The sequence below is a fragment of the Robinsoniella peoriensis genome, assembly GCF_000797495.1.
In the GTDB taxonomy this organism is placed as follows: Bacteria; Bacillota; Clostridia; order Lachnospirales; family Lachnospiraceae; genus Robinsoniella; species Robinsoniella peoriensis.
In genome coordinates, this window is sequence record NZ_JTGN01000018.1 from 1 (window position 1) to 26,248 (window position 26,248).

At 41.5% G+C, this 26,248-nt stretch carries 27 protein-coding genes and 1 pseudogene; all 28 read left to right on the forward strand.

Annotated elements, in window-relative coordinates; genetic code table 11:
* A pseudogene (locus QR40_RS25685) lies at positions 1–337 on the forward strand (IS1634 family transposase); the annotation flags it as partial.
* 309 nt (positions 338–646) lie between these two features.
* Entirely contained in the window at positions 647–826 is a 180-nt protein-coding gene (locus QR40_RS25690) for a hypothetical protein (RefSeq protein WP_044297446.1), read from the forward strand.
* Positions 827–1,062: 236 nt separating this feature from the next.
* Positions 1,063–1,254: a hypothetical protein gene (locus tag QR40_RS25695; protein ID WP_160295875.1), complete on the forward strand. Its 192-nt coding sequence runs from the start codon at positions 1,063–1,065 to the stop codon at positions 1,252–1,254.
* 281 nt (positions 1,255–1,535) lie between these two features.
* Positions 1,536–1,748 (forward strand): helix-turn-helix domain-containing protein, encoded by a 213-nt coding sequence (locus QR40_RS25700; RefSeq protein ID WP_044297448.1) that lies wholly within the window; start codon positions 1,536–1,538, stop codon positions 1,746–1,748.
* Positions 1,749–1,812: 64 nt separating this feature from the next.
* A complete protein-coding gene (locus tag QR40_RS25705; RefSeq protein WP_044297449.1) occupies positions 1,813–2,004 on the forward strand; it encodes a hypothetical protein in 192 nt (63 codons plus the stop codon).
* The gene (locus QR40_RS25710; RefSeq protein ID WP_044297450.1) at positions 1,985–3,037 is read left to right on the forward strand and encodes a virulence RhuM family protein; all 1,053 of its coding nucleotides are present in this window, start codon (positions 1,985–1,987) and stop codon (positions 3,035–3,037) included. Before QR40_RS25705 ends, QR40_RS25710 begins: the two co-directional genes overlap by 20 nt.
* A gap of 1,076 nt (positions 3,038–4,113) precedes the next feature.
* The gene (locus QR40_RS25715) at positions 4,114–4,317 is read left to right on the forward strand and encodes a hypothetical protein (protein ID WP_044297451.1); all 204 of its coding nucleotides are present in this window, start codon (positions 4,114–4,116) and stop codon (positions 4,315–4,317) included.
* Between the two features lie 134 nt (positions 4,318–4,451).
* Entirely contained in the window at positions 4,452–5,603 is a 1,152-nt protein-coding gene (locus QR40_RS25720) for an HNH endonuclease domain-containing protein (RefSeq protein ID WP_044297452.1), read from the forward strand.
* Between the two features lie 42 nt (positions 5,604–5,645).
* Positions 5,646–6,068, forward strand: coding sequence for an oxidoreductase (locus QR40_RS32725; RefSeq protein ID WP_276325464.1), 423 nt, complete (start codon positions 5,646–5,648; stop codon positions 6,066–6,068).
* On the forward strand, positions 6,046–6,717 hold the full coding sequence (locus QR40_RS32730) for an oxidoreductase (protein ID WP_276325465.1): 672 nt from the start codon (positions 6,046–6,048) through the stop codon (positions 6,715–6,717). The genes QR40_RS32725 and QR40_RS32730 overlap by 23 nt, the downstream gene beginning before the upstream one ends.
* Positions 6,718–6,979: 262 nt before the next feature.
* Positions 6,980–8,869 (forward strand): sensor histidine kinase, encoded by a 1,890-nt coding sequence (locus QR40_RS31120; protein WP_052431060.1) that lies wholly within the window; start codon positions 6,980–6,982, stop codon positions 8,867–8,869.
* Between the two features lie 218 nt (positions 8,870–9,087).
* Positions 9,088–10,227, forward strand: a complete 1,140-nt coding sequence (locus QR40_RS25735; RefSeq protein WP_027294408.1) for a PP-loop family protein — start codon at positions 9,088–9,090, stop codon at positions 10,225–10,227.
* Positions 10,228–10,375: 148 nt separating this feature from the next.
* Positions 10,376–11,359: a 1-aminocyclopropane-1-carboxylate deaminase/D-cysteine desulfhydrase gene (locus QR40_RS25740; RefSeq protein ID WP_044297453.1), complete on the forward strand. Its 984-nt coding sequence runs from the start codon at positions 10,376–10,378 to the stop codon at positions 11,357–11,359.
* Positions 11,360–11,492: 133 nt separating this feature from the next.
* Positions 11,493–11,969, forward strand: coding sequence for a GNAT family N-acetyltransferase (locus tag QR40_RS25745; protein ID WP_044289408.1), 477 nt, complete (start codon positions 11,493–11,495; stop codon positions 11,967–11,969).
* A 298-nt stretch (positions 11,970–12,267) separates the two neighbouring features.
* On the forward strand, positions 12,268–13,032 hold the full coding sequence (gene sufC, locus QR40_RS25750) for a Fe-S cluster assembly ATPase SufC (RefSeq protein WP_044297454.1): 765 nt from the start codon (positions 12,268–12,270) through the stop codon (positions 13,030–13,032).
* Positions 13,029–14,435, forward strand: coding sequence for a Fe-S cluster assembly protein SufB (sufB, locus tag QR40_RS25755; RefSeq protein ID WP_044297455.1), 1,407 nt, complete (start codon positions 13,029–13,031; stop codon positions 14,433–14,435). The genes sufC and sufB overlap by 4 nt, the downstream gene beginning before the upstream one ends.
* Positions 14,436–14,450: 15 nt before the next feature.
* Positions 14,451–15,548 (forward strand): SufB/SufD family protein, encoded by a 1,098-nt coding sequence (locus QR40_RS25760; protein ID WP_044297456.1) that lies wholly within the window; start codon positions 14,451–14,453, stop codon positions 15,546–15,548.
* Positions 15,538–16,752, forward strand: coding sequence for an aminotransferase class V-fold PLP-dependent enzyme (locus QR40_RS25765; RefSeq protein WP_044297457.1), 1,215 nt, complete (start codon positions 15,538–15,540; stop codon positions 16,750–16,752). The genes QR40_RS25760 and QR40_RS25765 overlap by 11 nt, the downstream gene beginning before the upstream one ends.
* Complete coding sequence (sufU, locus tag QR40_RS25770; RefSeq protein WP_044297458.1) at positions 16,742–17,161, forward strand: Fe-S cluster assembly sulfur transfer protein SufU; 420 nt, start codon at positions 16,742–16,744, stop codon at positions 17,159–17,161. Before QR40_RS25765 ends, sufU begins: the two co-directional genes overlap by 11 nt.
* A gap of 241 nt (positions 17,162–17,402) precedes the next feature.
* The gene (locus QR40_RS25775) at positions 17,403–17,735 is read left to right on the forward strand and encodes an MmcQ/YjbR family DNA-binding protein (RefSeq protein ID WP_044297459.1); all 333 of its coding nucleotides are present in this window, start codon (positions 17,403–17,405) and stop codon (positions 17,733–17,735) included.
* Positions 17,736–17,807: 72 nt separating this feature from the next.
* Complete coding sequence (locus QR40_RS32120; protein WP_176731142.1) at positions 17,808–17,954, forward strand: hypothetical protein; 147 nt, start codon at positions 17,808–17,810, stop codon at positions 17,952–17,954.
* 41 nt (positions 17,955–17,995) lie between these two features.
* Positions 17,996–18,670, forward strand: a complete 675-nt coding sequence (locus QR40_RS25780) for a uracil-DNA glycosylase family protein (protein WP_200889771.1) — start codon at positions 17,996–17,998, stop codon at positions 18,668–18,670.
* A 21-nt stretch (positions 18,671–18,691) separates the two neighbouring features.
* Positions 18,692–19,456, forward strand: coding sequence for an alpha/beta fold hydrolase (locus tag QR40_RS25785; RefSeq protein WP_044297460.1), 765 nt, complete (start codon positions 18,692–18,694; stop codon positions 19,454–19,456).
* Between the two features lie 21 nt (positions 19,457–19,477).
* A complete protein-coding gene (locus QR40_RS25790; RefSeq protein ID WP_044297461.1) occupies positions 19,478–20,344 on the forward strand; it encodes an AraC family transcriptional regulator in 867 nt (288 codons plus the stop codon).
* Between the two features lie 119 nt (positions 20,345–20,463).
* Positions 20,464–21,807, forward strand: coding sequence for a glycoside hydrolase family 30 protein (locus QR40_RS25795; protein WP_044297462.1), 1,344 nt, complete (start codon positions 20,464–20,466; stop codon positions 21,805–21,807).
* Positions 21,808–21,904: 97 nt separating this feature from the next.
* On the forward strand, positions 21,905–22,903 hold the full coding sequence (locus QR40_RS25800) for a LacI family DNA-binding transcriptional regulator (RefSeq protein WP_027294395.1): 999 nt from the start codon (positions 21,905–21,907) through the stop codon (positions 22,901–22,903).
* Between the two features lie 117 nt (positions 22,904–23,020).
* Positions 23,021–23,143 carry a hypothetical protein gene (locus tag QR40_RS32735; RefSeq protein WP_255348045.1) on the forward strand — a complete coding sequence of 41 codons (123 nt, stop codon included), beginning with the start codon at positions 23,021–23,023 and terminating at the stop codon, positions 23,141–23,143.
* Positions 23,144–24,278: 1,135 nt separating this feature from the next.
* Positions 24,279–26,210 (forward strand): alpha-glucuronidase family glycosyl hydrolase, encoded by a 1,932-nt coding sequence (locus tag QR40_RS25805; RefSeq protein ID WP_044297463.1) that lies wholly within the window; start codon positions 24,279–24,281, stop codon positions 26,208–26,210.
* Positions 26,211–26,248: the final 38 nt, after the last annotated feature.

A 26,248-nucleotide genomic window follows, 5' to 3' on the forward strand; every position in this document is an offset into this window, starting at 1 on the left:
AGACTGCTTCAGAACCATGAAAACAGATTTTGAGGCAAGACCGGTTTACCGTGGAAGTGATGACCGGATAAAGGCCCATTTTCTCACATGCATCCTTGCAGTATTACATTTCAGGCTGCTGAAACGCACCTTAAAGGGTACCTATACCACAGAGCAGCTGCTTCAGGTGTTAAGGAGCATCAATTTTGCTGATATAGAAGAACAAGGCTTTATGCCTGTATATGAACGGCAGGAAATAACAGACGATCTGCACAAGGTCTGTGGTTTCCGAACAGACTATCAATTTTTAACGAAACGTAAGATGAAAGAAATTCAGAAAAAAAGTAAAAACAGATAGAACATTACTATATTTCATGTATGGGGCATAAAGTGCCACAAACCCATTATTTTCAAGGGGTTGTGGCACCTATAAATCCCTACATGTGTCAAAGATGGGATTATAACACTTTTTCTGTGCTTTTGCCAGAGGTAAAGAAGAATAATCGTGCGGATAGAAAGAAAAAATCGCAAGAAAGAAAACTCTCTTTAGAAGTAAAACAAATCATATCTCATCGTCTTAGATGGACATTAGGACGGTGGGATGCATAAAGAAAATCGGAAAACAGCGAGAGCTGTGCGGAAATTCGATGTACCACCGTAATTCGTCATGCCCATTTCAGCATACGGAGCCGGTGCATTGAAATTCATAGGTTCTTTTGCATCCTGCCGGACCTCTCCCTCAGACGGTAAAGGAACGAAGATGCAAAAGAAAGAAAATCTACAGACAAGCAGTGAAAGCAAACAGTATTACATTCCTATGGAGCTAACAGCAGAAACGTGCTATTAAGGTTGCTGTATCAGAGGAGCAGTATTACGAGAATATGCGTTCTCTTTGGCGCAAGGACAAGCGTCAGCAGAGAAAGGAGCCTAAGGCATCGCTGGACAAGATGTACGAGGAAATAGAGTACGAAGCCACCGATACCTCAGACCTTGAAGCTGATATTATGAAGAAATTCAGCAATCAATAAGGTGCTTGGCGGCAAGCAGAGGGCTATCACGGTTCTGAAAACGAATATCTCTGAGGTGCTTGGCAATGCCTACAGTGAGGAACTGGAGCGTATCAAAAAGCAGATTGAAAAGCAGACGCTTCTTGTAAAAATGACGGTGGCATCAGAGGATTATTCAGAGGTAGTGGATAAGATTTACGTCCGGCAGAAGGAGCAGGAAGAATCGGTGGCTAATGTGAATTACAAGGCGGGAAAGGAACGGATTTAGGAAATGATTGAATATTTCAAGTCACCGCCTACGATGAACAGTTGGTGCGTAAGCTGATTGAGAAAATAACGGTGTATGACGATCATTTGGACTTTCTGTTCAAATCAGGGATTTAGATTGAGATTAAAGGATAAACAAATAGAATTACGAAAGTTGGTACTCTGCGGGAAAGCGGGGTGCTTATTTTTTGGGAATGCATTGAAAAAAGCATGGAAATACAGTATAATAAATTATCTGATAAGTATAATTTGTTAAAAACAGTGCAGGCAGTGGAGATTTGAATGTTGAAAAATAATATAGAAGTAGACGTTAAGGTTAAATGCATAGAGAGCGGTATGACACAGGCACAGCTTGCGGAGAAGATTAAAACTACGAGTCCGTATGTCAACCGCATCATCAAAAAGCAGGACGGTGTTGTGAACAAGACTTTTGTGCAGATGCTGGAAGCCCTTGGGTATGATATTGAAATTAGCTATGTGAAGCGAGAAGAATAAAAAGTAAAGTCACGAAAATGAACTGTTGTAAAATATGCAACCGTTCAAAATGAGGATAAGAAATATGAATACTGAAAAATTAGCGAATAAGCCACTCATAGATATCAGCAAACGGAGTGCAGATGATATGAATGCGGTAATTGAAATAGGTTACCAGGATATGTTAGCGGGCAAAATAGTTCCTGCTATAAAGGCATTTGCAGATATAATAAAAGATTATGGACTGGAGGACTACCATGTCAAAGAAGAAAGATGAAATAACAATACACAGCTCGGCAGCTGAATACCTTACCTATGTGGCCGCTGTCGGTGACAATGCAGACAGCATGGAAATGCGCTATGAAGATGAAAATATATGGCTGACGCAGAAGATGATGGCTGCGTTGTATGATGTAGATGTGAGGACTGTCAATGAACATATTAAAAAAATATATTTGGATGGTGAACTTACAGAGGAGGCAACTATCCGGAAATTCCGGATAGTTCAAACCGAAGGTTCAAGGCAGGTGAATCGTGAGGTTATCCACTATAATCTCCAGATGATTATTGCTGTCGGCTTCAAAGTCAACAACGACCGTGCAGTACGTTTCCGTAAGTGGTCAGGGCAAATCGTAAAAGATTACACGATCCAAGGCTGGACAATGGACAAGGAACGGCTGAAAAAAGGTCACATGTTCACAGATGAATATTTTGAGCGACAGTTACAGAATATTCGTGAGATTCGCCTTTCTGAGAGGAAATTTTATCAGAAAATCACTGACCTATATGCTACAGCCTTTGACTATGATAAAGATGCAAAGACTACCAAACGTTTTTTTCAGACCGTGCAGAACAAGATGCACTGGGCGGTTCACAGACATACAGCAGCAGAGTTGATTGTGGAGCGTGCTGATGCTGAGAAAGAACATATGGGATTGACCACTTGGGAAGCTGCTCCGGAGGGAAAAATTGTCAAGTCAGATGTGTCTATTGCAAAGAATTATTTGAGCGATAAGGAAATGTCCTACATGGAAAGAATTGTATCCTTGTACCTTGATTATGCGGAGTTGCAGGCTGAAAGACAGATTCCTATGAGTATGGAGGACTGGGCGAAAAGGTTAGACGGTTTCTTGGAATTTAACGGTAATGAGATACTGACAGACGCAGGTAAGATCAGTGCGGAGCAGGCAAAACTTCATGCAGAAACTGAATTTGAAAAGTATCGTATTGTGCAGGACAGAATGTTCATGTCTGATTATGATAAGTTTTTGCTGGACTTGGAAGAACAAGCAAAAAATGAATCTGATTAAGGATAAAATACAGTAGTTGCAAATTTTGTAACTATTGTGGTTATTAACAACATGATATAGGATTAGTTGTGAAATAGACCAAGAATCTACCTGTCGGAAATTCCGACAGGTTGCTGAAAAGAAATTTTGTAATGCAAATATGATAAAGTGACTGGAAGGATTGAACTGAAAAAACTGGAAGTTTTTTAGAAGAAAAATAGAGGATTGGCAGGAAGCCTATATGGACAGGCTCAATAAGGAATATATAGAATTACTAAGTGAAGATGCAAATCCATCAGATAAATTTTGGAGCCTGGAGGAGCGGATAAAAAAGATAAGAAGAAAAATGGTGATAGAGCGGAAATGAGTCGGTCGAACCTGATTTAAAATATTATTTCGCTTATGAATGAAAGCGCAATTTGTTTTGAAGATCTCGGAGAATTTAGTGATCAGTTAAGGGAAACAGTGAGATCTATTGTTGAAAAATAGTTTGGTTATATGAAATTTAGAGATTGAGTCGGAATTGTAAATAGAGTGAATGCAAAATCTGTAAAGAATGTTATGTTGATAAAAACAGAATAGGAATTGAGTTATGAATTAATTAATAAAACCAATATAAACACAGTATAATGGATATAGATTCAGAAGTAGATTAGAGGCAAGATGGGTTATTTTATTTGACACAATTAATCTTAAATATGAGTATGAAATGAAAGGTTATGAGATGGAAGAAATTCGATATCTTCTGATTTTTACATATCTAGCCTTGATAGATGGTTTGAAATCAAGGGCAAGTCATTGAATAATTATGAAATAAAGAAATGAGAAGGATTTTGTTCTAGAAAGGACAATAAGAATATTAATTTTTTTTTAGTTTTAATTGAGGCATATCCGACTAGTTAAGAAAATGACAATGAAAATTGTTCGCTGGGAACAGAATGTTGCATCAGATTTTGTTGATGATATTACGGAAGATGGTAAAGCGACTGTCAGTGATAACAGATAATGCTCCTACATACGAAGTAAGTGTAGCATGAGAAAAAGTAGATCCTTGGTTTTTGTTTGACAAACTGATTAGAGATTTTTTCCTATATACTATGAACAGTTTTGATTCAATAAGCCAGATAATCAATGCAGGTTTATTGGCAAATAAAAGTAAAAAAGTTGATTCTGTGGATATTCAGATAATGGTTAGGTACTTTGGACAGCAGACATATAGACAGGTATTCCTCAAGGCTCTGATAATGCTATCAAAACTACCTGCTCAGACCATGAAGAGCACGAAGCCGCCAGATGGTTAACCAAAGAAGAATTAGATAAAGTAAACTGGCTTCCAGCAGATGTTGAGATCGTTCATATATTAAAAAGAAACATGTAATTAAAGTATTTGTGTTATATCATTATAGTTTAATTTACAAAGAAAGAAGGGATAAAAATGCCCAATCCGCCCATCCATCAAATCCTCCCAGTATCTACAACCGTGGAATCCGGCTACTTGGAAAGTATGCTGGATAAGTTCTCTTCCAGTTACAAAATTTATTGGTTCAAAGGAATTTTCACAGAAATACGAAAAGGTGAAAGAATTCTGGAATACAAAAGACTTGTAGCCAGAATGATAGCTGCGGCATGGTATCCTGTAGTGTATTATAATTTAAGTCTTGGGCATTCAGATAAATTGGCAGATGCTATTTGGTATATTCACAGAGAATTAAAGGTTCCCAGAGAAGAGCAGGAAGAAAAGATCGTAGAGTTTGTTTATTGTAGTGAAGATAAGCTTTTATTAAAAAAAGTAAAAGACTTTACCAATATGGTACCTTATAGATTAATCCGGCCATTTTATCAACGGGAAATTGAATTTGAAAAGAAAACGGATCATACTTTCAGAGATAAAGATGTAAACGGACTGATTGAAAAGTATAATAAGAATGATCACAATCATGCTTTGTACGTAATGGACCGAATAAATGATACCCTTACGGTTTCGAAAAGCTGGTCTGATTATATCAAGACCAATGCTGCAGTGATAGAAGGGTGGATGCATTACAAATTAATTGAGTATATTCAGGCACGCAATTTGAATGTTCCTGCAATTCCGTTTAAAATATTTCCACCTATACAAAGGAAATTGTCTGAAGCGTCAAAATATTGGGAACTGGTACAGGAGAGAGAACATTTACCGGACTTATACACTGGGCAGCCATTTACGAAAGAAAATAAGGAACGGTTTGGAACGGTTAGCATCGACCATTTTATACCCTGGAGCTTTGTTTTACATAATGAAATATGGAATTTATATCCGGCGTTTAAAAATGTAAACAGTCAGAAGGGAAATAAATTGCCGGACTTGGACCGGTATCTTAATGGCTTTTGTCAGTATCAGTTTCAGGCCTTTCTAGCTGCAAAGAAGATACCGCAGATCAACAAAAAGACTATGGATCAGTTTCTTACAATCAACCGTGATATACGCCACATCGATAATTGCGCAAGGGGACGTGATGCCTTTGTCACATCCCTTAGACAAACAATAGAACCCCTGTATCAGATTGCCAATAACCAGGGCTATGGAATCTGGTGGTACGAGCAGTGACGCATTTATCTCAGTAATTAAAATGAAAGCAGAGGTATCAAGATGGATCAATTATTCCAGCCATTTCATATAAAAAATCTCAAAATTAAAAATCGTATCTGTTTTCCACCTGTAGTATGTTACAGTGCAGGGAGGGAAGATGGTTCTGTTACAGAGCAGCACATTGAACATTACAGGAATATAGCAAAAGGAGGGACTGGCTTAATTATTCAGGAAGCAACCTGCGTAGATGAATTAGGCCGCCTGTCCAGACGACAGCTTGGTATCTGGAAAGATAGTCAGATAGAAGGTCTTTCTGCCATTGTTCAGGCTGTACATCAGGAAGACTGTCCAATATTTATACAGATACATCATGCAGGTGTTGCAGGTGTGGAAAAGGAGCTTTTGTGCCCTAGCAATTATCGCTTTCAGAAAAACGGGGGGCGAAAACGCTGGAAGAGAAATGACGTTGGAGGAAATACATAGGACCCAGCAAGCGTTTGTGGATGCTGCAGTCCGCGCTTACAAAGCGGGATATGACGGAGTGGAATTACATGGCTGCCACCAATATCTGATGTGTGAGTTTTTTAATTGCAGGGTAAATAGAAGAAAAGATGAGTATGGAAGGTATCCCCAGAAATTTGCGGTTGAGATTTTAAGAGCTATTAAAGATAAAGTCCCTTCAGATTTTGTGGTGGGTATTCGTTTGGGAGGATTTGAGCCTGATTTGGAGGCATCACTGAGATTTGCAAAAATACTGGAAGAGGAGGGCATTGACTTCCTGGATATTTCTTATGGATTCTCTGGTGAAGATGAACCGGCTGCACCAGAAGAATTTCCTTTTCAGCCATGCATTTATGCGGCTCAGGAGATTAAAAGGGCGGTATCAGTACCGGTATTTGCAGTTAACAGTATTATGAGCCCGAAAATGGCAAAAGACGTACTTCAGAAAACCAATGTAGATTTAGTAGATATTGCGCGGGGAATCATGGTAAACCCAAACTGGGCAAAAGATGCACTTGAGGGTCGAAATCCTGGTAAATGTCTGCATTGCAAAGAGTGTACCTGGAGCAGGGAAAAGGAGACGTGTAAAGGAAGGATACTGCTTAAAAGGCAGAGGGAAATTGTTCAATAGAATTGTTTGTTACGGATGCCTTTCGTTTAGTAGAAATCTTTATCCATAAAGTTTTTCCTCTAATATAATTGTTGGGCAGTCGGGGGCTGGCTGTCCAGCGTAATAGAGTCAACTTCGGAAGAGAACAATTTACGAGTAACACTCACTTTTAACAAGTTCTGTAGTATGCGTGATTTATAAGAAGAGAATAACACATAAAAGGAAATGCGGGAGACTTTAAGGGGTTTTACTCCATCGATGGCTTTCGCTGAAGGACGGATTGATGAAAAGGAAAGCACTTTTTTGGAGTACGCTGATTGTAATTGTTATATTTTTTCTACTTTATTTGTATAGTTTTACAACTACTAATGCCAGCAATTTGTATTTAACCGTTGACTATGAAAATAACAATGGATGGGAAATCTCAGGTGTTGAAAACGGAGAAGAAAAATCTTTAACTGCCACTCAGGCAATAGACTATACAAAAACAGTTTTTTTACGAAGAACGATATTAGAAAACTGGGCATCGTACAGCAAAATTTATATTGATACTGGCAGAGCCGTTTTAGTTTTTGTAGATGAAAGTTTAGTGTTTAGTAACTATCAAACGGATTTATCCGTACCGGGAGAATTGCCACGGATGCAAAAGCCTCAAAATCAACCTTTTTCTTTGGTATTTTCTTTTAATCCCTCGTGGGTGGGTAAAACCATTACTGTAGTAACGAGGGTGTATGACAATGAGCCATATGGATCTATTGGTTTTGAGCTGGTGAGTGATGATGTTCTTTTGTTTCAGCATGAAGCATGGGTAAATCAACATGCTTTGCCCGGTGCCATTTATGGAATCATTTCGGTGCTGTTGTTTGGCTTGTTTTTGTTTCAGCTTTCAACCTCGAAAAAAGGGTTTCCTATTTTATTACTCGTTTTTGCCTCCTTACTGCAAATGTTTTGCTATATGAGTGTCTTAAATGAAAACCCATTGCCGATGATAGATAGTGGCCTGGCGACGGCATTTTATTTTTTGTTTCCCCTCTTATATTTGGGAACTAAAATGACCAATTTAAGAAAAATGTATTTTATTACGATTCTTTCTGTCTGGAGCATTTATTTTATCCTCTATACAGCCACATTTGTATTACATTTGCCCTTGCCATATTGGTTTGATAAAGTAGAATTGTTATGCTTTATACTCCTTGGGATTATGTTGTATTATTGTTTAAAAGAGCGGCGGACAAATACTTTTTTACGATACTTTTTGTCATTGCTTGTTGTGTTTTTGGCAGGGTATACGATGTTGTTTTTCGCCTCGGCAGCGCTTAATAAGCCTCTAAATCAGTACATGATTATCATATTTAAAGAAGCATTTCGTTTATACTGCAGACCACTTTTGTTTTGGGTGTTTACTACGATATTGTTTGCGCTGTTTATTCTTGCAGTGTGGGAAGTTTTGCAGGATAGAATTTGGGTAGCAAAACAACTAGAACGTATGAAAAGTGAACAAGCTATGCTAGATTTACAAATAGAAGCCGCGAAGGAGCAATTGAATGCCTTGCGTACCGCCAATGAGCAGACAGTCATCTACCGCCATGATATGCGCCACCATTTATCACTGCTTTCCGGTTTTGCCATGGATGGCGATATGCAAAAAATAAAGGAGTACCTTGTGGCAGCTGAGTCTGATATTAACGCAGTAACCCCTGTGCGTTACAGTGAAAATGAAACTGTGAATTTAATTTTATCCTCCTTTGACGCTAAAGCGAATAAAGTGGGTGTATCCCTGTGTGCGAAGGTTCAGCTGCCTGCAGTGCTTGAGGTCAACGATACAGAGATTTGTTCATTACTCTCCAATGGACTGGAAAATGCCATTACTGCCGCTGCAAAGCTGCAGGATGAAACGCTGCGTAAAGTAGATATCCGTGTCTTTGTCAAAGATGGAAAGCTCCTGATTTCCATCAAGAATGCCTATGCGGGTACCCTTGAAATGGAGGGTAAGTTCCCTAAAACACAAAATAGGGAAGAAGGTCATGGCTTTGGTATCAAAAGTATGATTGCCATTGTAGAACGGTATGGTGGATTGCACTCTTTTAAAACTGTAGATGGGGTTTTTGTCATTCAACTCGTACTGCCGATCATACAGCGGTCAAAAGTCAGCCTTGCTGTCAATGAACCTTAAACAGTAAAATATAGTCTGGAAAAATAAAGGGTGATCTTTCCCATAGCCTGTCTTCATACAGACAGGTTACAAATTGACAACCACCCCCAGGAAGTGTATAATATGTTATCCTAGTATTTTAATAGGAAATAACAATATAAATAAACGGCCTTTTATCACATTGCTTAAAATGTTAACCATGAAGCAATGATAAATTGGAACGGTTAAGGATGAGCATAATGGAATCTATAAATATTGAAGAGTTAGAATTAATAAATCAAAATGAACGTATAATTATTGATATAAGAAACAGAGAAGATTATGAAAAAGAAACCATGCCGGGGGCGATCAACATTCCGCTGGACGAATTTGATGCCTCTCTTTTAGATATCAATCAGGCAAAAATGGTTTATGTTCTTTGCCATACGGGAGAACGCAGCAGAGATGTGGTGGATACATTGCAGCTTGCAGGCTATCAGGCATTTAATATAGAAGGCGGCTACCGCTCTTACCTTCGCCTGAATTTAAGCAGACTAGTTCAAAAAGATGATGAGATAAAAGAGCGCAGGTCAGATATTGAGCGAAGTATCATAAAGAAATATAAGAAAACCGTATGGAGACAGTTCACCAAAGGAATCAATGAATATGAAATGATTCAGGACGGTGATAAGATAGCGGTCTGTATTTCGGGTGGTAAGGATTCCATGCTGCTGGCAAAGCTTATGCAGGAATTGAAAAAGCATGGCAGGAATAATTTTGAGGTTGAATTCCTGGTGATGAATCCCGGATATAATGAAGAGAATTGGACGATTATTGAGAATAATGCTAAGCTGCTGGGGATTCCGATTAAGGTGTTTCATACCGAGATTTTTGACATTGTAGCAGGTGTGGATGACAGTCCCTGTTATTTATGTGCACGTATGAGAAGGGGCTATCTGTATTCGAAAGCAAAGGAGCTTGGGTGTAATAAAATTGCTTTGGGACATCACTATGATGATGTGATTGAAACGATATTGATGGGTATGATGTACAATGGGCAGATTGAGACTATGATGCCAAAACTGCATAGCGCTAATTTTGAAGGAATGGAGTTAATTCGTCCTTTATATCTGGTAAAAGAGGCAGCAATCAAGGCATGGCGTGATACAAATGATTTGCATTTTATTCAATGCGCCTGCAGATTTACGGAAAATTGTGCAAGCTGTGGTGGAGCAAAAGGGTCAAAACGGGATGAGATGAAAGAACTTATTCAACAGTTCAGAAAGAAAGATGAAATCATCGAAAAGAATATTTTCCGCAGTGTAGAAAATGTAAATCTTGCAAAAGTGATAGGATACAAAAAAGATAAAAAGAAATACAATTTCCTTGAAAACTATTAAATGAAATGCCTTTACAGGTCCCCGCACAGCATTCGCAATGCAATTTCCCATAATGAGGCTTTTATGACGGATTTTGGTTAGGAGTTATCATTCTATTCCCTGACAGACAGGCATATGATGAACAAATCGTATTTGGAGGTCAGTCAGAATGAGAAAACCGGACAGACTTGAGCTCGCCAATTTACCAACGCCAATATGGTCTCTTGATGGGATGGACTACTGCAGGGAAAATGCCAGACTTTTTATGAAAAGGGATGATTTTACCGGATTTGAGATGGGTGGAAATAAAGTACGTAAGCTGGAATATGCATTAAAACAAGGGATGGATCAGGGGGCAGAGGTATTTATTACCTGCGGAGGGATCCAATCAAACCATGTCAGGGCAGTTGCATCGGCAGCGGCATTGTTTTCCAGAAAGGCGCATCTGGTTTTGAGTGGCAGTGATATGCAGCCGGATGGAAATTATTTTCTGGATCTGCTTTTTGGTGCCAGCGTGCAGTTTGTTTCAGAGGAGGATTATAAATACCGCAGACAGCAGCTTATGGAGGAGATCAGGGCTTCTTATACCCGAAGGGGGATTCAGGCATATATTCTTCCGGAAGGAGCTTCAAACGGAATCGGATTTTTTGGGTATTATCAGGCATATGAAGAAATTATGATGCAGGAACGTCTCTTACGGGAGCCGTTTGACACGATTTGTGTGGCGGTTGGGTCGGGAGGAACATACGCCGGGCTTTATGCGGCAAATGAGATGTATGGATGCCGGAAACGGATTGTGGGATTCAATATCTATGATAAGAATGCAGATGCAGAAATGCAGATAGCCGGAATTATTGAAGAGGGGCTGCGTGTAGGTGGGTGCCGTAACCGGATAAGTTACGACCGCATTCATATAGTGTATGATTATGTGGGAGAAGGTTATGGGATAACTTCATCTCAGGTGATGGATTTTATCCATAAAACGGCGCTTCAGACAGGCATCCTGCTGGATCCTGTGAATACCGGAAAAGCCCTGTACGGGGTGGTCTCCGAGTTATATAAACGAAATCCGCTTTTGACAGGAAATGTGCTCTACATACATACCGGTGGCCAATTTGGCATATTTCCGCAAAAAAACAGATTTTGTTTATAACTTTACTTATAAAACACTAAAAATACCGGAATAATTTGGAAGATTTCAAACGTTACCAGGCTGATTCGGTTGTCCAAAGGACAGGGCAGGTGTTATAATACAGTACAGCTTGAGCTATTAAGGGGGTATAAGTATGATTATCAGAAAGCTTAAACCGAAGGAAAATAATATTTTGGAAGAGATGTTATATAATGCAATCTATCAGCCGGACCAGGAACCAAAGCTGCCCAGAGAGGTTATCTATCAACCTGACTTATACCACTACATAGAGAATTTTGGAAAAAAGGATGATCGATGCCTGGTTGCAGAGACAGAAGGGAAGATTGTCGGGGCAGTATGGACCAGAATTTTAGCAGGAGCGGATCCGGGTTATGGAAATGTTGATGCAGTTACCCCGGAGTTTGCAATTTCCGTAAATAAAAGTTACAGAGGTCAGGGAATCGGAACCCGGCTGATGGAAGAGATGATACAGTTGTTGAGGGAAGATGGTTATGCTCAGGCATCCTTAAGCGTGGACAAAGATAATTATGCTTTGAAGATGTATGAAAAAACGGGATTTCAAATAATAGAAGAAAAAGAAGAAGATTATTTAATGTTATTGAAACTTTAACCAGGTCACAAAACTTAATAAGAATGAGAATAGAAGAACAAAGAATAAAGTACAGGGAATAAAAAATAGAGATTAGCAAATAGAGAATAGAAGAACAGAGAGCAGTGTATAAAAAACAGAGAACAGGCAGCGGGGATTCCATATACCTCAGCTTCTGTTCTCTATTTTTGTCCACGATCTTTAAATTTTTAGAAGTTGCCTATTGCTAATTTTAAAGAAGGGGATTATAATGTAAGTAAATTAATTCCCAGTAAAATACTCGGAATTAAAATATACACAAATACAGGAGGTTTTTAAAATGTCTAAAGAGTTACTACAAATAAATGATTTATCCGTAAGTATAGATAACGGTCTGATTTTACAGCATGTGGACCTGAAAATGAAAAAGGGGGAAACACATGTCTTAATGGGCCCAAACGGCGCCGGAAAATCTACTCTGGGAAATATCCTGATGGGGAATCCACAGTATCAGGTTGATCAGGGTTCCATCTTATTTGAAGGCAGGGACATTACAGAGGAGTCCACAGATAAACGGGCAAAGATGGGAATGTTTCTTTCTTTCCAGAATCCGCTGGAGGTTCCGGGAATTTCACTTCAGAGTTTTATCCGCAATGCCATTCATCAGCAGACCGGGGAGAAGTTAAAGCTGTTATCCTTTCAGCGTTCCATGAATAAAGCTATGGAATTGCTCCAGATGGATCCTTCCTATGCCGAAAGAGATCTGAATGTAGGATTTTCCGGCGGAGAGAAGAAAAAATCGGAGATCTTACAAATGCTGATGTTAAAGCCCAAACTGGCAATCTTAGATGAAACGGACTCCGGACTTGATGTGGATGCGGTCCGGACTGTATCTAAAGGGATTGAGGAATACCAGAAGCAGAAGGATGGTGCACTTTTGATTATTACCCATAGTACGAAAATTCTGGAATATCTGCATGTGGATTATACCCATGTTATGTTGAAAGGGAGACTTGTGAAAATCGGCGGACCAGAACTGGTAGAAAAAATTAATAAGCATGGATTTGAACAGTTCTATGAGGAGATGGGAGATGAGCCAGCATGAAAGAAAAGACCTATGTAGATGATATCGACAGAAGTATATATGATGTAAAAGATGATGAAAAGGACTTTTACCGGGTACGGGAAGGTCTGACACCGGAAATTGTGGAGCAGATATCAAGAGAGAAGAAAGATCCTGCATGGATGGAGTTGTTCCGCCTGCGCTCTCTTCAGATCTATAACCAGATGGAAGTGCCCCAGTGGGGACCTGCACTGGATGGCTTACATATGGATCAGATTGTTACCTATGTAAGGCCTAATACTGCTATGAGCGGTAAATGGTCTGATGTTCCCAAGGAGATTAAAGAGACCTTTGAAAGACTGGGGATTCCAAAAGCGGAGAGGAAATCCCTTGCAGGAGTGGGAGCCCAGTATGATTCAGAACTGGTCTATCATAATGTGAGACAGGAAGTGCTGGAACAGGGCGTCATCTATACGGATATGGAAAGTGCGCTGAAAGGTGAATACGCAGATATGGTGAGAAGGCATTTTATGAAGCTGGTAACACCGAGAGACCATAAATTTGCAGCGCTCCATGGAGCAGTGTGGTCAGGGGGATCCTTTGTTTATGTTCCACCGGGCGTATCCGTAACCATACCGCTGCAGTCCTATTTCCGTTTAAATGCACCGGGTGCCGGACAATTTGAACATACACTGATTATTGTGGATGAGGGCGCAGACCTGCATTTTATCGAAGGCTGTTCTGCACCGAAATACAATATAGCAAATTTACATGCAGGCTGTGTGGAGTTATTTGTAAAGAAGAACGCTAAGCTTCGCTACTCTACTATTGAAAACTGGTCAAAGAATATGTTTAATCTGAATACCAAACGTGCCATGGTAGAAGAAGGAGGAACCATTGAATGGATTTCCGGTTCTTTTGGTTCACACGTGTCTTACCTGTATCCTATGAGCATTCTGAATGGTGAAGGGGCAAGGGCAGAATTCACAGGGATTACCTTCGCGGGAAATGGACAGAACCTGGATACGGGAGCTAAAATGGTGCATAAAGCGCCCCATACATCTTCTGTTATCAATACCAAATCAATTTCTAAATCGGGTGGAAACAGCACTTACCGCAGTTCGGTAACGGTGACGAAAGAAGCAAAGCACAGCAAAGCCTCGGTATCCTGCCAGTCTCTGATGCTGGACAGCGAGTCCAGGTCAGATACTATACCGGCAATGGATATCCGGACTTCGGATACGGATATCGGACATGAAGCAAGAATTGGTCGGATCAGTGATGATGCTGTATTTTACCTCATGTCCCGAGGTATCAGCGAAGAAGAAGCAAAAGCAATGATTGTCAGTGGTTTTGCCAATCCGGTATCCAAGGAACTTCCACTGGAATATGCAGTGGAAATGAATAATCTGATCCGCCTTGAGATGAGCGGATGTATCGGATAGAACGGAGGATTAAAAATGCAGATAGTATGTAATAAAAAGGTGAACAGACTTCCGGTTCCCACCTGGAACTGGTTAAAAATAAATGATAGTCAAATGGATTTTAATATCGATGCGGTACAGGAAAAAATGGAGTGCAGTTTTGAGATTCCAACTGGAATACGTGTTATGGAAACAGAGGAACTGCAGCGTTTCATGCCTGCTATGGAAGGCATAGAAACAGGAATGGGTGAGGAAACCGGTGAATTTCTTCAGGAGATGCAGACAGAGATTACCGGATATCTGGCTGAAAAGGAATGTCGGGTGGCGGACCCCCTGTTTTTACATTATACCAGCCAGGATCATGGCGCAGCTTTTGAAGATCAGCTGATATATGCCCGGGAAGGCAGCGAAATGACGATTATTATGGATTACCATTCCCGAAGTGACAGCGAAGCACTGTTTGGGATTCGTACCAGGATTTATGCGGAGAAAAATGCGGTAGTGCGTATCATTAAGCTGCAGCTTCTGGGGCGGGACGTTATACATTTCGATGATATGGGAGCCGTTTGTGAGGAACAGGCAAGGGTTGAGGTAGTTCAACTGGAGATCGGAGGAAACAGGGGATGGTCAGGCTGCCATACCCGGCTAAAGGGATATAAAAGCAGTTTTGAAAGCGGAACCGGATATCTTTGCAGAGCGCAGCAAAAGCTGGATATGAATTATGTGGCAGTGCATGAAGGAAAGAAGACTGACAGCCGAATGGAGGTAAAAGGAGCACTGCTAGACCAGGCAGAAAAGGTGTTCCGGGGTACGATTGATTTTAGAAGTGGTGCAAAAGGCAGTGCAGGTGAAGAGCAGGAAGAGACTTTGCTATTTGGCAGGGACGTAGTTAATAAGACAATTCCCCTGATCCTGTGCCAGGAAGAAGAGGTTGATGGAAATCATGGGGCAACCATAGGGAAAATTGATGAATCACTTCTATTTTATATGCAGACCAGAGGAATTACGGAAGATGAGGCTAAGGAAATGATTATTCGTGCCGGTATAGATGCAATCTGCCGCCGGATACCCGATGAAGCTTCCGTAAAAAAGGTTCAGTCCTATATAGAGGAGGTGTTTCAATATGAAACATAATTACAGAGAAGATTTCCCTATCCTGCAAAACAGGGAACTGATTTATCTGGACAGTGCAGCAACTTCTCAAAAGCCCCGTCAGGTAATGGATGCGATGACCCGTTTTTATGAAGCAGAGAATGCGAATCCAATGCGGGGACTGTATGGACTTAGCATACGGGCGACGGAGACCTATGAAAGGGCCAGGCATACGATAAAAGAATTTATCGGTGCCAGGCATGACTGTGAAATAATATTCACCAGAAATACAACAGAATCCATTAATCTGGCGGCATACAGCTATGGGCTCTCTAATATAATGAAAGGAGATGAGATCGTGGTGACCATTATGGAACACCACAGTAATCTCCTTCCATGGCAGATGGTGGCTAAGCAGACCGGTGCGAAACTGATTTATCTGTATTGCAGCGAGAATGGAAGTATCCCCTGGTCTGAGGTGCAAACTAAAATCGGCAGCCGCACAAAACTAGTGGGGATTGCCCATGTATCGAATGTAATCGGATGTACGAACCCAGTGAGGGAAATCATCGCATATGCACATAAAATGGGTGCCGTTGTATTAGTGGACGGTGCCCAGGCAGTTCCTCACATGGCAGTAGATGTACAGGATCTGGATGCTGATTTCTACGCTTTTTCCGGGCATAAATTACTGGGGCCCATGGGGATCGGTGTACTGTATGGCAAAAAGCAGTTGTTAGAAGAAATGCCTCCATTTTTGACCGGTGGTGAGATGATCGATACGGTTAGCCAGCAGGATGCTTCATTTGCACCGCTTCCCCATAAGTTTGAAGCCGGAACGGTAAATGCACAGGGAGCAGCAGGATTAGAGGCAGCGGTCTGTTATCTGAAGGAAGTGGGATATAAGGAAATTCAAAAACGGGAAGAGATTTTAGTAGAAAGAGCAATGGAAGGAATCCGTAAAATTCCCCATGTGCATCTCATCGGTTCCGGAAATCCAAAGGAACATAGCGGTATTCTGACATTTACCATAGACGGCGTACATCCTCATGACATAGCGTCTATAATGGATTCTGCACATATTGCAATTCGGGCAGGGCACCACTGTGCAGAACCGCTGATGAAATTCCTAAATGTGAATGCCACGGCGAGAGCCAGCGTATACTTTTACAATACGGAAGAAGAAATCGATATTTTTCTGGAAAATTTAAGACAGGTAAGGAGGTGGCTTGGATATGGGGCTTAGAGAATTATATACCGAAATTTTAAATGAACATAATCTCCATCCAACCCATAAAGAAGAGATGGAACACCCTACAAAGGTATTAAGAGGTGTGAATCCTAGCTGTGGGGACGATATTCTATTGCAATTAAAAATCGAAGACGGTGTAATTACAGACGGGACTTTTACCGGAACAGGATGTGCCATTTCCCAGGCATCCGCAGATATGATGCTGGATTTAATCATAGGAAGAGAGGAGCAGGAAGCCCTGGAACTGGCGGAGTTGTTTGGGAAAATGATAAAAGGAGAAGCAAAGGAAGAAGAGCTGGAGGTATTGGACGAAGCTGCGGCGCTGAAAGATATTTCCCATATGCCGGCACGTGTAAAGTGTGCGGTACTTGGATGGCATACTATGAAAGAAATGATTTCCTAGTCGGACAGTATCATATGTGCCAACGGTGTACCAGATTACTTGTCTCTCGTGTCATTCGCCGAATGAACATGCAAGCATTCCGCTTGGTTGTCCGGGGAAATAAAGTATTTGAAATATTTGTCAAAATGTGCGAAAATAGGATTGTCAGAAAAGGCAGGAAGAATTTCTGTGTAAGTAGTTGAGCTTGTCTGTAAGCAATTCTAACAGGCTTTAGAACAGATACGCGATCTAAAGGAGAAAAATGGAGACAAGAGAAGAGGTTATCCGGTTTTGCCAGACATTTCCCGGTGTCTATGAAGATTATCCATTTCATGATGATAACTGGACTGTTATGAGGTGTGGAAAAAATAAAAGAAGTTTTGCATACATCTATGAGAGAAACCAGCGAATCTGGGTAAATATTAAATGCAGTCCTGAATGGGTTACATTCTGGCAAAATGCATTTCCATCCGTAGTGCCGGCATATCATATGAATAAAAAGCATTGGAATTCACTGATTCTGGATGGAACGATACCTGATAAGGAAATCAAAAGGATGCTGGCTGAAAGCTATGACCTGGTAAAAGACAGGTAACGGACTATGATTTTTCTAAAATATCTGAATAAATATGCTTCACTTCAGCCATAGTAATACTGAGGTGATGATATGAATAAAAAAGAGTTGGAACATCAGAATAAAAAGAAGAATCTGGAAGAATTCAACAGTGTAACCCAGAAGGTGAAACCAGAAAATCAAAATCAGACGCACAATGTAAGAGAAGAAGCAGTAAATCCAAAAATCAGGCAGGTATAAGCACCCGAAAGGGTGCTTTTATCAGGAAAGGGGTGGGAGACATGACGGATCATAAAGGCCGGATATCAGATAATAAATGCTGGACAGCAGATCATAAAAGCCAGATATCAGATCATAAAAGCCGGATTATCAGAGAAATAAAATACCGGGAACTTCGCAGACAGATACGGGAATGCCGTGCCTGTGAGGAATTGTTTGGTTATGAACCCCGTCCTATCCTGTTTGGAAACGCAGATGCCAGAATCATGCAGATCAGCCAGGCTCCGTCCAGGCGGGTCCATGAAACGGGTAAGCCTTTTAACGATGCCAGCGGACAGAAGCTGCGTCATGATTGGTATGGCATTACGGATGAAGAATTTTATAATCCGGACTTCTTTTATATTGTTTCAGTTGCCCACTGTTTCCCAGGAAAAGCTTCTGGAGGAGGAGACAGGAAGCCTCCGAAGGTATGTGCCGGAAAGTGGCTTTTGCAGGAAATGGAACTGGTCAATAATGAGATTTATATCCTGGTTGGCAAATATGCAGCGGACTTTTTCTTCCCTAAAAGCAATTTCACGGATTTGATTTTTGAGGATCAGAGGCTGAATGGGAAACCGGCATACGTTCTCCCCCATCCATCTCCACTGAATGTAAAATGGTTTTTAGACCATCCTGCATTTGAAGAAAAAAGAATAAAAGAAATACGTTATGAGATTCACCGGATTTTAAATAAGTAATCAGAAAATGAGGCATAAAGAATGAAGTCCAAAATGAAGATGAGTTTATGGAAAAAAATAGCCATAATAACGGCAAGTGTGCTGGTAGTTATGGCGGGAGCATTTTTTATTTATACAGGGAGTTACTATCATGCGGAACATCCTGTTTTAACAGAAGCGCTGGCGCAGGCTGACGGCAGCAAGGGTGTGGACATTACAAGTAAGGGAAACAGTTATTTTTTTACTCCATCCGATCAAAAACCGGAAACGGCGCTGATCTTTTATCCAGGAGGAAAGGTAGAGTATACTGCATATGCAGATCTTATGCAGATCATAGCGAAAGAAGGATACCTTTGCATATTAGTGAAAATGCCGTTTAATCTGGCTGTCTTTGATATGAATGCTGCCAAGGATTATATGGATACATATGATACAATTAAAAACTGGTATGTGGGAGGCCATTCTCTGGGCGGTGCCATGGCTGCAGAATTTGCAGCAAAGTATAGCAGCCGGCTGGCGGGGCTTATCCTATTGGGCGCTTATCCAGCATCCGATCTTAGCAGCAGCAGTCTGAAAGTACTCAGTATGTATGGAAGCATGGATCAGGTCATGAACCGGGAGAAGTTCAAAGAAGGTCTGAAAATGATGCCAAAAGTGCATGAAGAAATCGTGATAGAGGGAGGAAATCATGCCCAGTTTGGCAGTTACGGAAAACAAAAAGGAGACGGCGAAGCTGCAGTTTCCCAGGAAGAACAGCAGAATACAGCAGCAAAAGAGATTACCGGATTTATGAGTGATAATCCGTAACACAACAAAGGAGAAATGATTGTGGAGTCCTATACACATGAATTTATAGAACCGAATGATGCGATTGACATTAATCTGAATTATTCTATTGACGAGGGAAGTGTAGTTCCCAAACACTTTCATGACTGGATTGAGATTGTTTATCTGGTGAAAGGCAGTTTGGAAGTGTATGACAACAACCGGATGATTCCTTTGAAAGAAAATGATTTCGTGATAATTAATACAATGAGCATCCACTCCACCAGATGCATTGGCGGGAATCAGGCTATTTTACTGCAGATTCCCATTGCATTTCTGAAAAAGTTTATGCCGGATGTGGTAAATTACAGCTTTGAAATAGACCTCGATACGGAGGATGAGCGAGTGAAAACCAGACTTAACAGAATCCGAATGCTTATGCAGGACCTGCTTCTTGCATATGAAATAAAAGCAGAAGGATATATATTTCGCTGTTATAGCCTGGTCTTTGAACTGCTCTATATCTGTATACATTCTTTTTCGCGGCGGATAGATGAAGTGACCATGATGAAATCACAGAAAAACCAGCTTCGGATGCGGCAGATTATGGACTATGTGAACCGGCATTATAACGAAGAAGTTACGCTGCATGATATCGCGGATACAGTAGGGTTAAATCAGATATATTTCTCCAGATTTTTTAAACAGCAGACAGGGATCACATTTCTGGAATATCTGAATACAGTTCGAATGGAGAAAATCCACAAAGAGTTGCTGTATACCGATTATTGTATCAAAGATATCCTGGAAAAAAATCATTTTTACAATTACAAACTCTTTATGAGAATGTTTAAAAATGCCTATGGCTGTACGCCAAAAGAGCTTAGAAAACGTATCTCAGCCGGAAATCCGGAAACAGGCCGATTTTAAAAGTTAAAATCGACCTGTTTTTTCGTTTGATTTGAACCTACACAAAACGGAGGATAATTGTTATATTAGGACTAACAAAAACAATTAACCGGATAGATATTAGAAGGGAGAAGCAATATATGAAAACTGTGACCCATGTAATGAGCAGGGAAAGTGATTATTGGAAAGAAGTGGAGGTGCAAAGCGGGGGAGAAAGTAAAGATACCCTTTTGCTTACAACAGATTACCGCCAGAAAGTACTTGGATTCGGAGGCTGTTTTAATGAACTGGGATGGGATGCACTGCAAAAAACAGATGAAGATACAAGGGAAGCTTTTATCAAAGAATTATACGGAGAAGAAGGCTGTGCTTTTTGTATGGGAAGGGTTCCCATTGGCGCCAACGATTTCAGTCTGGAATGGTATAGCTGTGATGATACCGATGGGGATTATGAACTGAAGGATTTCAATATTGAAAGAGATAAAAAATATACACTGCCCTTTATTAATGCCGCCCGTAAGTATTGTCCGGATTTAAGTCTTTTTGCATCGCCCTGGAGTCCGCCCATCTGGATGAAGACAAAGAAAGCTTATAATTTTGGAAGAATCCGTATGGAAGAAAAAGTATTGGATGCCTATGCCAGATATTTTGTGAAATTTGTGGAAGCATACAGGGAGCAGGGGATACCTGTGGATATGGTTCATGTTCAGAATGAGCCGATGGCGGATCAGAAGTTCCCTTCCTGCCTCTGGTATGGTTCTGATATGCGGGACTTTATCAAAGGATATCTGGGGCCGGAATTCGATAAGAGCGGACTGGACACCCAGATCTGGCTTGGAACTATTAACGGGCCTTTTGTAGATTTCAGATGGCCGGGAAACGGTGCCCCTTATCATGAATTCTATGATCAATTTGCCAATACCATACTGTCAGATAAGGATGCTAGAAAATATATCACTGGTGTGGGTGTGCAGTGGGGCGGCAAACATCAGCTGGAGCAGATCGAAGCAAGTTTTCCTGAAATGCATATCATGCAGACTGAGAGTGAGTGTGGAGACGGCTTAAATGAGTGGGAACAGGCGGAATATATTTTTATGCAGATGTGGTATTATTTCCGCCATGGTGCAGAGCGTTATACATACTGGAATATGGCATTGCCGGAAGGGGGTATCTCTACATGGGGCTGGTGCCAGAATTCCCTTGCAACCGTAGATCCCGAAACAGGAAAATTAACCCTGCAGCCGGAGTTCTATCTGATGAAGCATTTTTCCCATTTTGTGAAACCGGGAGCCAGAATAATCCGTACGACCGGATACTGGACCTCCAATGCTATTGTATTTGAAAATCCAAATGGGGAAGTGGTCATAACCCTGATGAATAGTATGGACCGTGACCGGGAATTTACCTGTGAATATCCGCAGGGGCAATTTACGGCTGAGATTCCGGCACACTCTATTCATACCTTTGTTGTTAAGCCGGAATAATGTAAGGGGCGCTTTGGCGCCTCTTTTAAAATCTGTTTACATATTTTCCAGCCCGTGCTAAAATGAATGAAACATATTTCATAAGGAGTTGGTAATTATGGCAAGTATTCGTGATGTGGCTAAAAAGGCCAATGTGGCAGCCTGTACAGTTTCCAGAGTATTAAACGGTACAGCCCATGTGGCACCGGAGACGAAAATGAAGATAGAGCAGGCGATGAAAGAATTAAATTATATTCCAAATGAGCTTGCCAGGGGAATGTTTCGGCAGCGGGCAGGGATCATTGCTATGTTAGTGCCGAATATCCGGCATCCGTTTTTTTCGAGTCTGGCTGGATATATGGAGAAAGAGCTTTATGAATGCGGATATAAGCTGATGCTTTGCAGTACAGATGATGATTTGGAACGGGAACAGGAATACATGAATATGCTGAAATCCAATATTGTGGATGGCGTAATTATGGGAGTGAACAGTCTGGACGACAGTGAATACGAGTCTTTTCAAAAGCCTTTGGTCATGTTGGATTATCAGGTAAATCAACAGATTCCGGTAGTTGCTTCCAATCATGGACTGGGCGGCAGGCTTGCAGCTGAAGAATTTATCAGAAGCGGATGCAAATCAGTGATTCATATCTGCGGAGAGTCGAAGAAAAAGGTTCTTTCTTATGAATCACATGAAGAATTGGAGCGGGTACTTCAGGAGCACAAAATTGCATGCAGGAGAGTTACTATCCCCTGGAACGATTTTGATTTTGACGGATATCTGGGCCTGGCGAAAACAATTTTGCAGGAATCTCCGGAGATAGACGGTCTGATGTCAGCAGACATGCCCTGTACGGCGTTTTTGAAAGCAGCAGTGCAGTTAGGAAAACGAATCCCGGAAGATTTCTGTGCAGTGAGCTATGACGGAACCTATGTAGTAAATATGAATCTTATAGATATCACAACAATAAAACAGCCGGTAAAAGAGATAGCAAAGCAGACGATTGCCGTATTGAAATCCTTGCTTGAGGGAAAAGCCCCCAGGCAGAACAGGTATGCATTAAAGGTATCTCTGGTAAAAGGCAGTACCACTAGGACTGCAACGAACAGTTTATAGTGGCTTATGGCTCATGATTCAATACAATTTTATGGGTTATTACTTGGATTTGAGACTCCTGCTGGTTTATTATATTTGGGTTTTGCTGAGGAAGGGGACGCTTTGTAGATGTAGGTAGTGTACGGAAAGATGGGTGTGGGAAACTGGCATGGGCTCCGTCAGCTGGCCGCAGAACTGGTATTTTCTAACCTTTCCGAAGCGCTTTTTGGCGGCACGCGGGTATTCACCGAGAAATCCTGATGCATTTCTCGGTTCAGTACCCGCTTAGTATCCGATGGGAGCCAGTCGAATACTATCCGCCAAAAAACACTTCGAAAAGGTAAGTAAATACTCAGCTTTGCTCTACGCTTCCTACGCCCATACCAGTTTCCCACACCCATCTTTCCGAGATAGCATCCGTTGATACAAAGCTGGTTTTCTCAGCCTGGTGGAGACCCTTGGGTTGTGACTGTCTGTTCGTTTTTGGATGCGGCAGAGTGTGTTACGGCAGTTCAGTGTGAAAGGGGGATGATAAGACGAAATTTTACCTGCTTTCCTGATCACAGACTTAACTGGATGTAGGTTCTATAACCACAAATATACTGTAGTAGAATTTAGAGACAGTTCACAGTGATAACATCCAGCTGGTTTATTGGTTTTTAAGTGTTCTATGCCAATAGCGTACAGCATGCCACAACCCCAGGGTCCCATCATGTTGAGAAAACCAGCTTTGTATCAACGAATGCTATCTCGGAAAGAGAAGGGGGCGGRCCAGGACATTGGTTTGGAATGCGTATAGCAGAGCTGAGCATTTACTTACCTTCCCGGAGTGCTTTTTGGCGGATACAATTCGACTGGCTCCCATCGGATTGTAAGCGGGCAGTGAGCTGCGAAATGCATCAGGATTTCGSAGCGAATGCCCGCGGGCCGCCAAAAAGTGCTCCGGGAAGGTTAGAAAATGCCAGTTCTGCGGTAAGCCTTCCAAACCAATGTCCTGGTCCGCCCCCTTCTCTTTCCGTACACTACCTACATCTACAAAGCGTCCCCTTACTCAGCTAAACCCCAATATATATAAAAAAAAAGCCCGGTGCCCCCGGGTTTTTTTATTTAAAAGAATTAGGAATCTATTTTACAAAACATATTGAAAATTCACATTGCAAAAAACCTGTTTCAAATCCATATTTTAAGAAAAGAAACCGTTTTATATGCAATGATTTTAAGCTTAAAAATGAATATATTGCAAAAAGAAAGCAATATGTGGGTAGTGTTTGGCAAAAAATGCAATGCATTGAAAAATAATCTGCCCTATAATTAAGAAAAACCATAGGAAAAATTGTACAATCTATCCAAAGTAAAACAGACATTGGATGTACGGAATATCAGAAAGGAGCTTGGAATGAGTTATGACAATGCATGGCTGAATTACAGGATGAGGCAGGATTGCCGTGATAAAAAGTATTTTAGTAAGGTGTATGCCGGGGATAACTGCCTGTATACGCAGACAGCAGTCAGGGAGCTGGAAATAGCGGCACGTGGGATACTGGATATTAAGACAGAGCGTGTGGGGAATTGTGAGACAGCAGGTATCTGGCTGAAGCTGGATCAGAATTCAGAGGCTGGAGAAGAGGGATACCATATCCGGGAAAAGGATGGGAGGATTATCATCAGCTCTGCAGGAGACAGAGGACTTTTATATGGGAGTTTCGCCCTGATCCGACGCTTGCAGCTGGAGCAGACGCTGGAAGGAATCTGCATTGAGCAGGTACCATCCAACCCTTACCGTATGTTAAACCATTGGGATAACATGGATGGCAGCATAGAAAGAGGATATTCCGGCAATTCATTCTTTTTTCAGGACGAGAAGGTCCTTGTAAATGAACGTACCCGTGCATATGCCAGGCTGGCAGCATCGGCAGGGATCAATGCATCCGTAATCAACAACGTGAATGTAAGAGGAAATGCAACAAAACTTATAACGGATGTGTATGGGGAAGAACTCAGACAGATGTCGGAAATATTTGCACAATACGGTATCCGCCTGTTTCTGAGCCTGAATTTTGCAGCCCCTATGGAACTTGGTGATCTTGATACGGCAGATCCTTTGGACGATAGGGTGAAAGCCTGGTGGAAAGAGGCTATGGCAGATATTTTTGGAAGAATCCCCAATCTGGGAGGATTTCTGGTAAAGGCGGATTCCGAAGGACGTCCGGGACCTTTTACCTATGGCAGAGACCATGCGGACGGAGCAAATACACTGGCGGAGGCAGCAGCGCCTCATGGAGGAGTGATTATCTGGAGGTGTTTTGTATATAACTGCCAGCAGGACTGGAGAGACAGGAAGACGGACAGGGCTAAGGCAGGATATGAAAATTTTATGCCGCTAGATGGAAAGTTTAAGGAAAATGTAATCCTGCAGATTAAGAACGGTCCTATGGATTTCCAGGTCAGAGAACCGTTATCCCCCCTATTGGACGGGCTTCAGGATACAAATCAGATACTGGAGGTTCAGATTGCACAGGAATATACCGGGCAGCAGAGGCATACCTGCTATCTGATCCCTATGTTTAAAGAAATTTTAGATGGATCCTTCCGGAAAAATAACTGGGGCATGGCTGCAATATCCAATACCGGAAATGACGAAAACTGGACGGGGCATGATCTGGCGGCAGCAAATCTATATGGCTTTGGAAGACTGAGTTTTGATTCTAAGGTTACCGCAGAAGAGATAGCAGAGGAATGGGCAGTATGTACTTTTGGAAAGAATGAAAAAGTAACAAAAACAGTTGTGAAGATGCTGCTTATGTCCTGGCCTGCATACGAGAAGTATACATCCCCTCTGGGAATTGGGTGGATGGTAAATCCAAATCACCATTACGGTCCCAATGTAGACGGATATGAGTATGACCGATGGGGAACATACCACAGGGCTGATCATTTGGGAATCGGTGTGGACAGAAGCTCCCGGGGTACGGGATATGCCCGGCAGTACCGGGAACCGCTTGCATCCATCTATGAGAATATCCTGACGTGCCCGGAAGAACTGCTCTTATTTTTCCACCATGTTCCTTATACCTACCGTTTGAGATCGGGAAAGACGCTGATCCAGCACATCTACGATACGCATTTCGAAGGAGCGCAAGATGCGGCTGAACTGGCAGTCCTGTGGGATTCACTGGAGGGATGCATTTCAGAAAAGGTATTTGAGCGGGTAAAAAAACGACTGGAACATCAGAAGGAACATGCAGGAGAATGGAGGGATCAGATTAATACCTATTTTTTCAGAAAAAGTATGATCCCGGATGAAAAAGGACGGCATATTTATGAATAAGTTAGAAAGGAAATCGCCCAAGCCAGCTTGCGCTATTC

Bases quoted from the DNA above. Each gene is read 5' to 3' on its own strand.
- QR40_RS25805 (WP_044297463.1), top strand. From the start codon at position 24,279: ATGAGTTATGACAATGCATGGCTGAATTACAGGATGAGGCAGGATTGC.
- QR40_RS25715 (WP_044297451.1), top strand. From the start codon at position 4,114: ATGAACAGTTTTGATTCAATAAGCCAGATAATCAATGCAGGTTTATTG.
- QR40_RS25735 (WP_027294408.1), top strand. From the start codon at position 9,088: ATGGAATCTATAAATATTGAAGAGTTAGAATTAATAAATCAAAATGAA.
- QR40_RS25785 (WP_044297460.1), top strand. From the start codon at position 18,692: ATGAAGTCCAAAATGAAGATGAGTTTATGGAAAAAAATAGCCATAATA.
- QR40_RS31120 (WP_052431060.1), top strand. From the start codon at position 6,980: ATGAAAAGGAAAGCACTTTTTTGGAGTACGCTGATTGTAATTGTTATA.
- sufU (WP_044297458.1), top strand. From the start codon at position 16,742: ATGGGGCTTAGAGAATTATATACCGAAATTTTAAATGAACATAATCTC.
- QR40_RS25765 (WP_044297457.1), top strand. From the start codon at position 15,538: ATGAAACATAATTACAGAGAAGATTTCCCTATCCTGCAAAACAGGGAA.
- sufB (WP_044297455.1), top strand. From the start codon at position 13,029: ATGAAAGAAAAGACCTATGTAGATGATATCGACAGAAGTATATATGAT.
- QR40_RS25705 (WP_044297449.1), top strand. From the start codon at position 1,813: ATGAATACTGAAAAATTAGCGAATAAGCCACTCATAGATATCAGCAAA.
- QR40_RS25710 (WP_044297450.1), top strand. From the start codon at position 1,985: ATGTCAAAGAAGAAAGATGAAATAACAATACACAGCTCGGCAGCTGAA.
- QR40_RS25740 (WP_044297453.1), top strand. From the start codon at position 10,376: ATGAGAAAACCGGACAGACTTGAGCTCGCCAATTTACCAACGCCAATA.
- QR40_RS32725 (WP_276325464.1), top strand. From the start codon at position 5,646: ATGGATCAATTATTCCAGCCATTTCATATAAAAAATCTCAAAATTAAA.
- sufC (WP_044297454.1), top strand. From the start codon at position 12,268: ATGTCTAAAGAGTTACTACAAATAAATGATTTATCCGTAAGTATAGAT.
- QR40_RS25720 (WP_044297452.1), top strand. From the start codon at position 4,452: ATGCCCAATCCGCCCATCCATCAAATCCTCCCAGTATCTACAACCGTG.
- QR40_RS25795 (WP_044297462.1), top strand. From the start codon at position 20,464: ATGAAAACTGTGACCCATGTAATGAGCAGGGAAAGTGATTATTGGAAA.
- QR40_RS25760 (WP_044297456.1), top strand. From the start codon at position 14,451: ATGCAGATAGTATGTAATAAAAAGGTGAACAGACTTCCGGTTCCCACC.
- QR40_RS25800 (WP_027294395.1), top strand. From the start codon at position 21,905: ATGGCAAGTATTCGTGATGTGGCTAAAAAGGCCAATGTGGCAGCCTGT.
- QR40_RS25690 (WP_044297446.1), top strand. From the start codon at position 647: ATGCCCATTTCAGCATACGGAGCCGGTGCATTGAAATTCATAGGTTCT.
- QR40_RS25780 (WP_200889771.1), top strand. From the start codon at position 17,996: ATGACGGATCATAAAGGCCGGATATCAGATAATAAATGCTGGACAGCA.
- QR40_RS25775 (WP_044297459.1), top strand. From the start codon at position 17,403: ATGGAGACAAGAGAAGAGGTTATCCGGTTTTGCCAGACATTTCCCGGT.
- QR40_RS32730 (WP_276325465.1), top strand. From the start codon at position 6,046: ATGACGTTGGAGGAAATACATAGGACCCAGCAAGCGTTTGTGGATGCT.
- QR40_RS32120 (WP_176731142.1), top strand. From the start codon at position 17,808: ATGAATAAAAAAGAGTTGGAACATCAGAATAAAAAGAAGAATCTGGAA.
- QR40_RS25745 (WP_044289408.1), top strand. From the start codon at position 11,493: ATGATTATCAGAAAGCTTAAACCGAAGGAAAATAATATTTTGGAAGAG.
- QR40_RS25700 (WP_044297448.1), top strand. From the start codon at position 1,536: ATGTTGAAAAATAATATAGAAGTAGACGTTAAGGTTAAATGCATAGAG.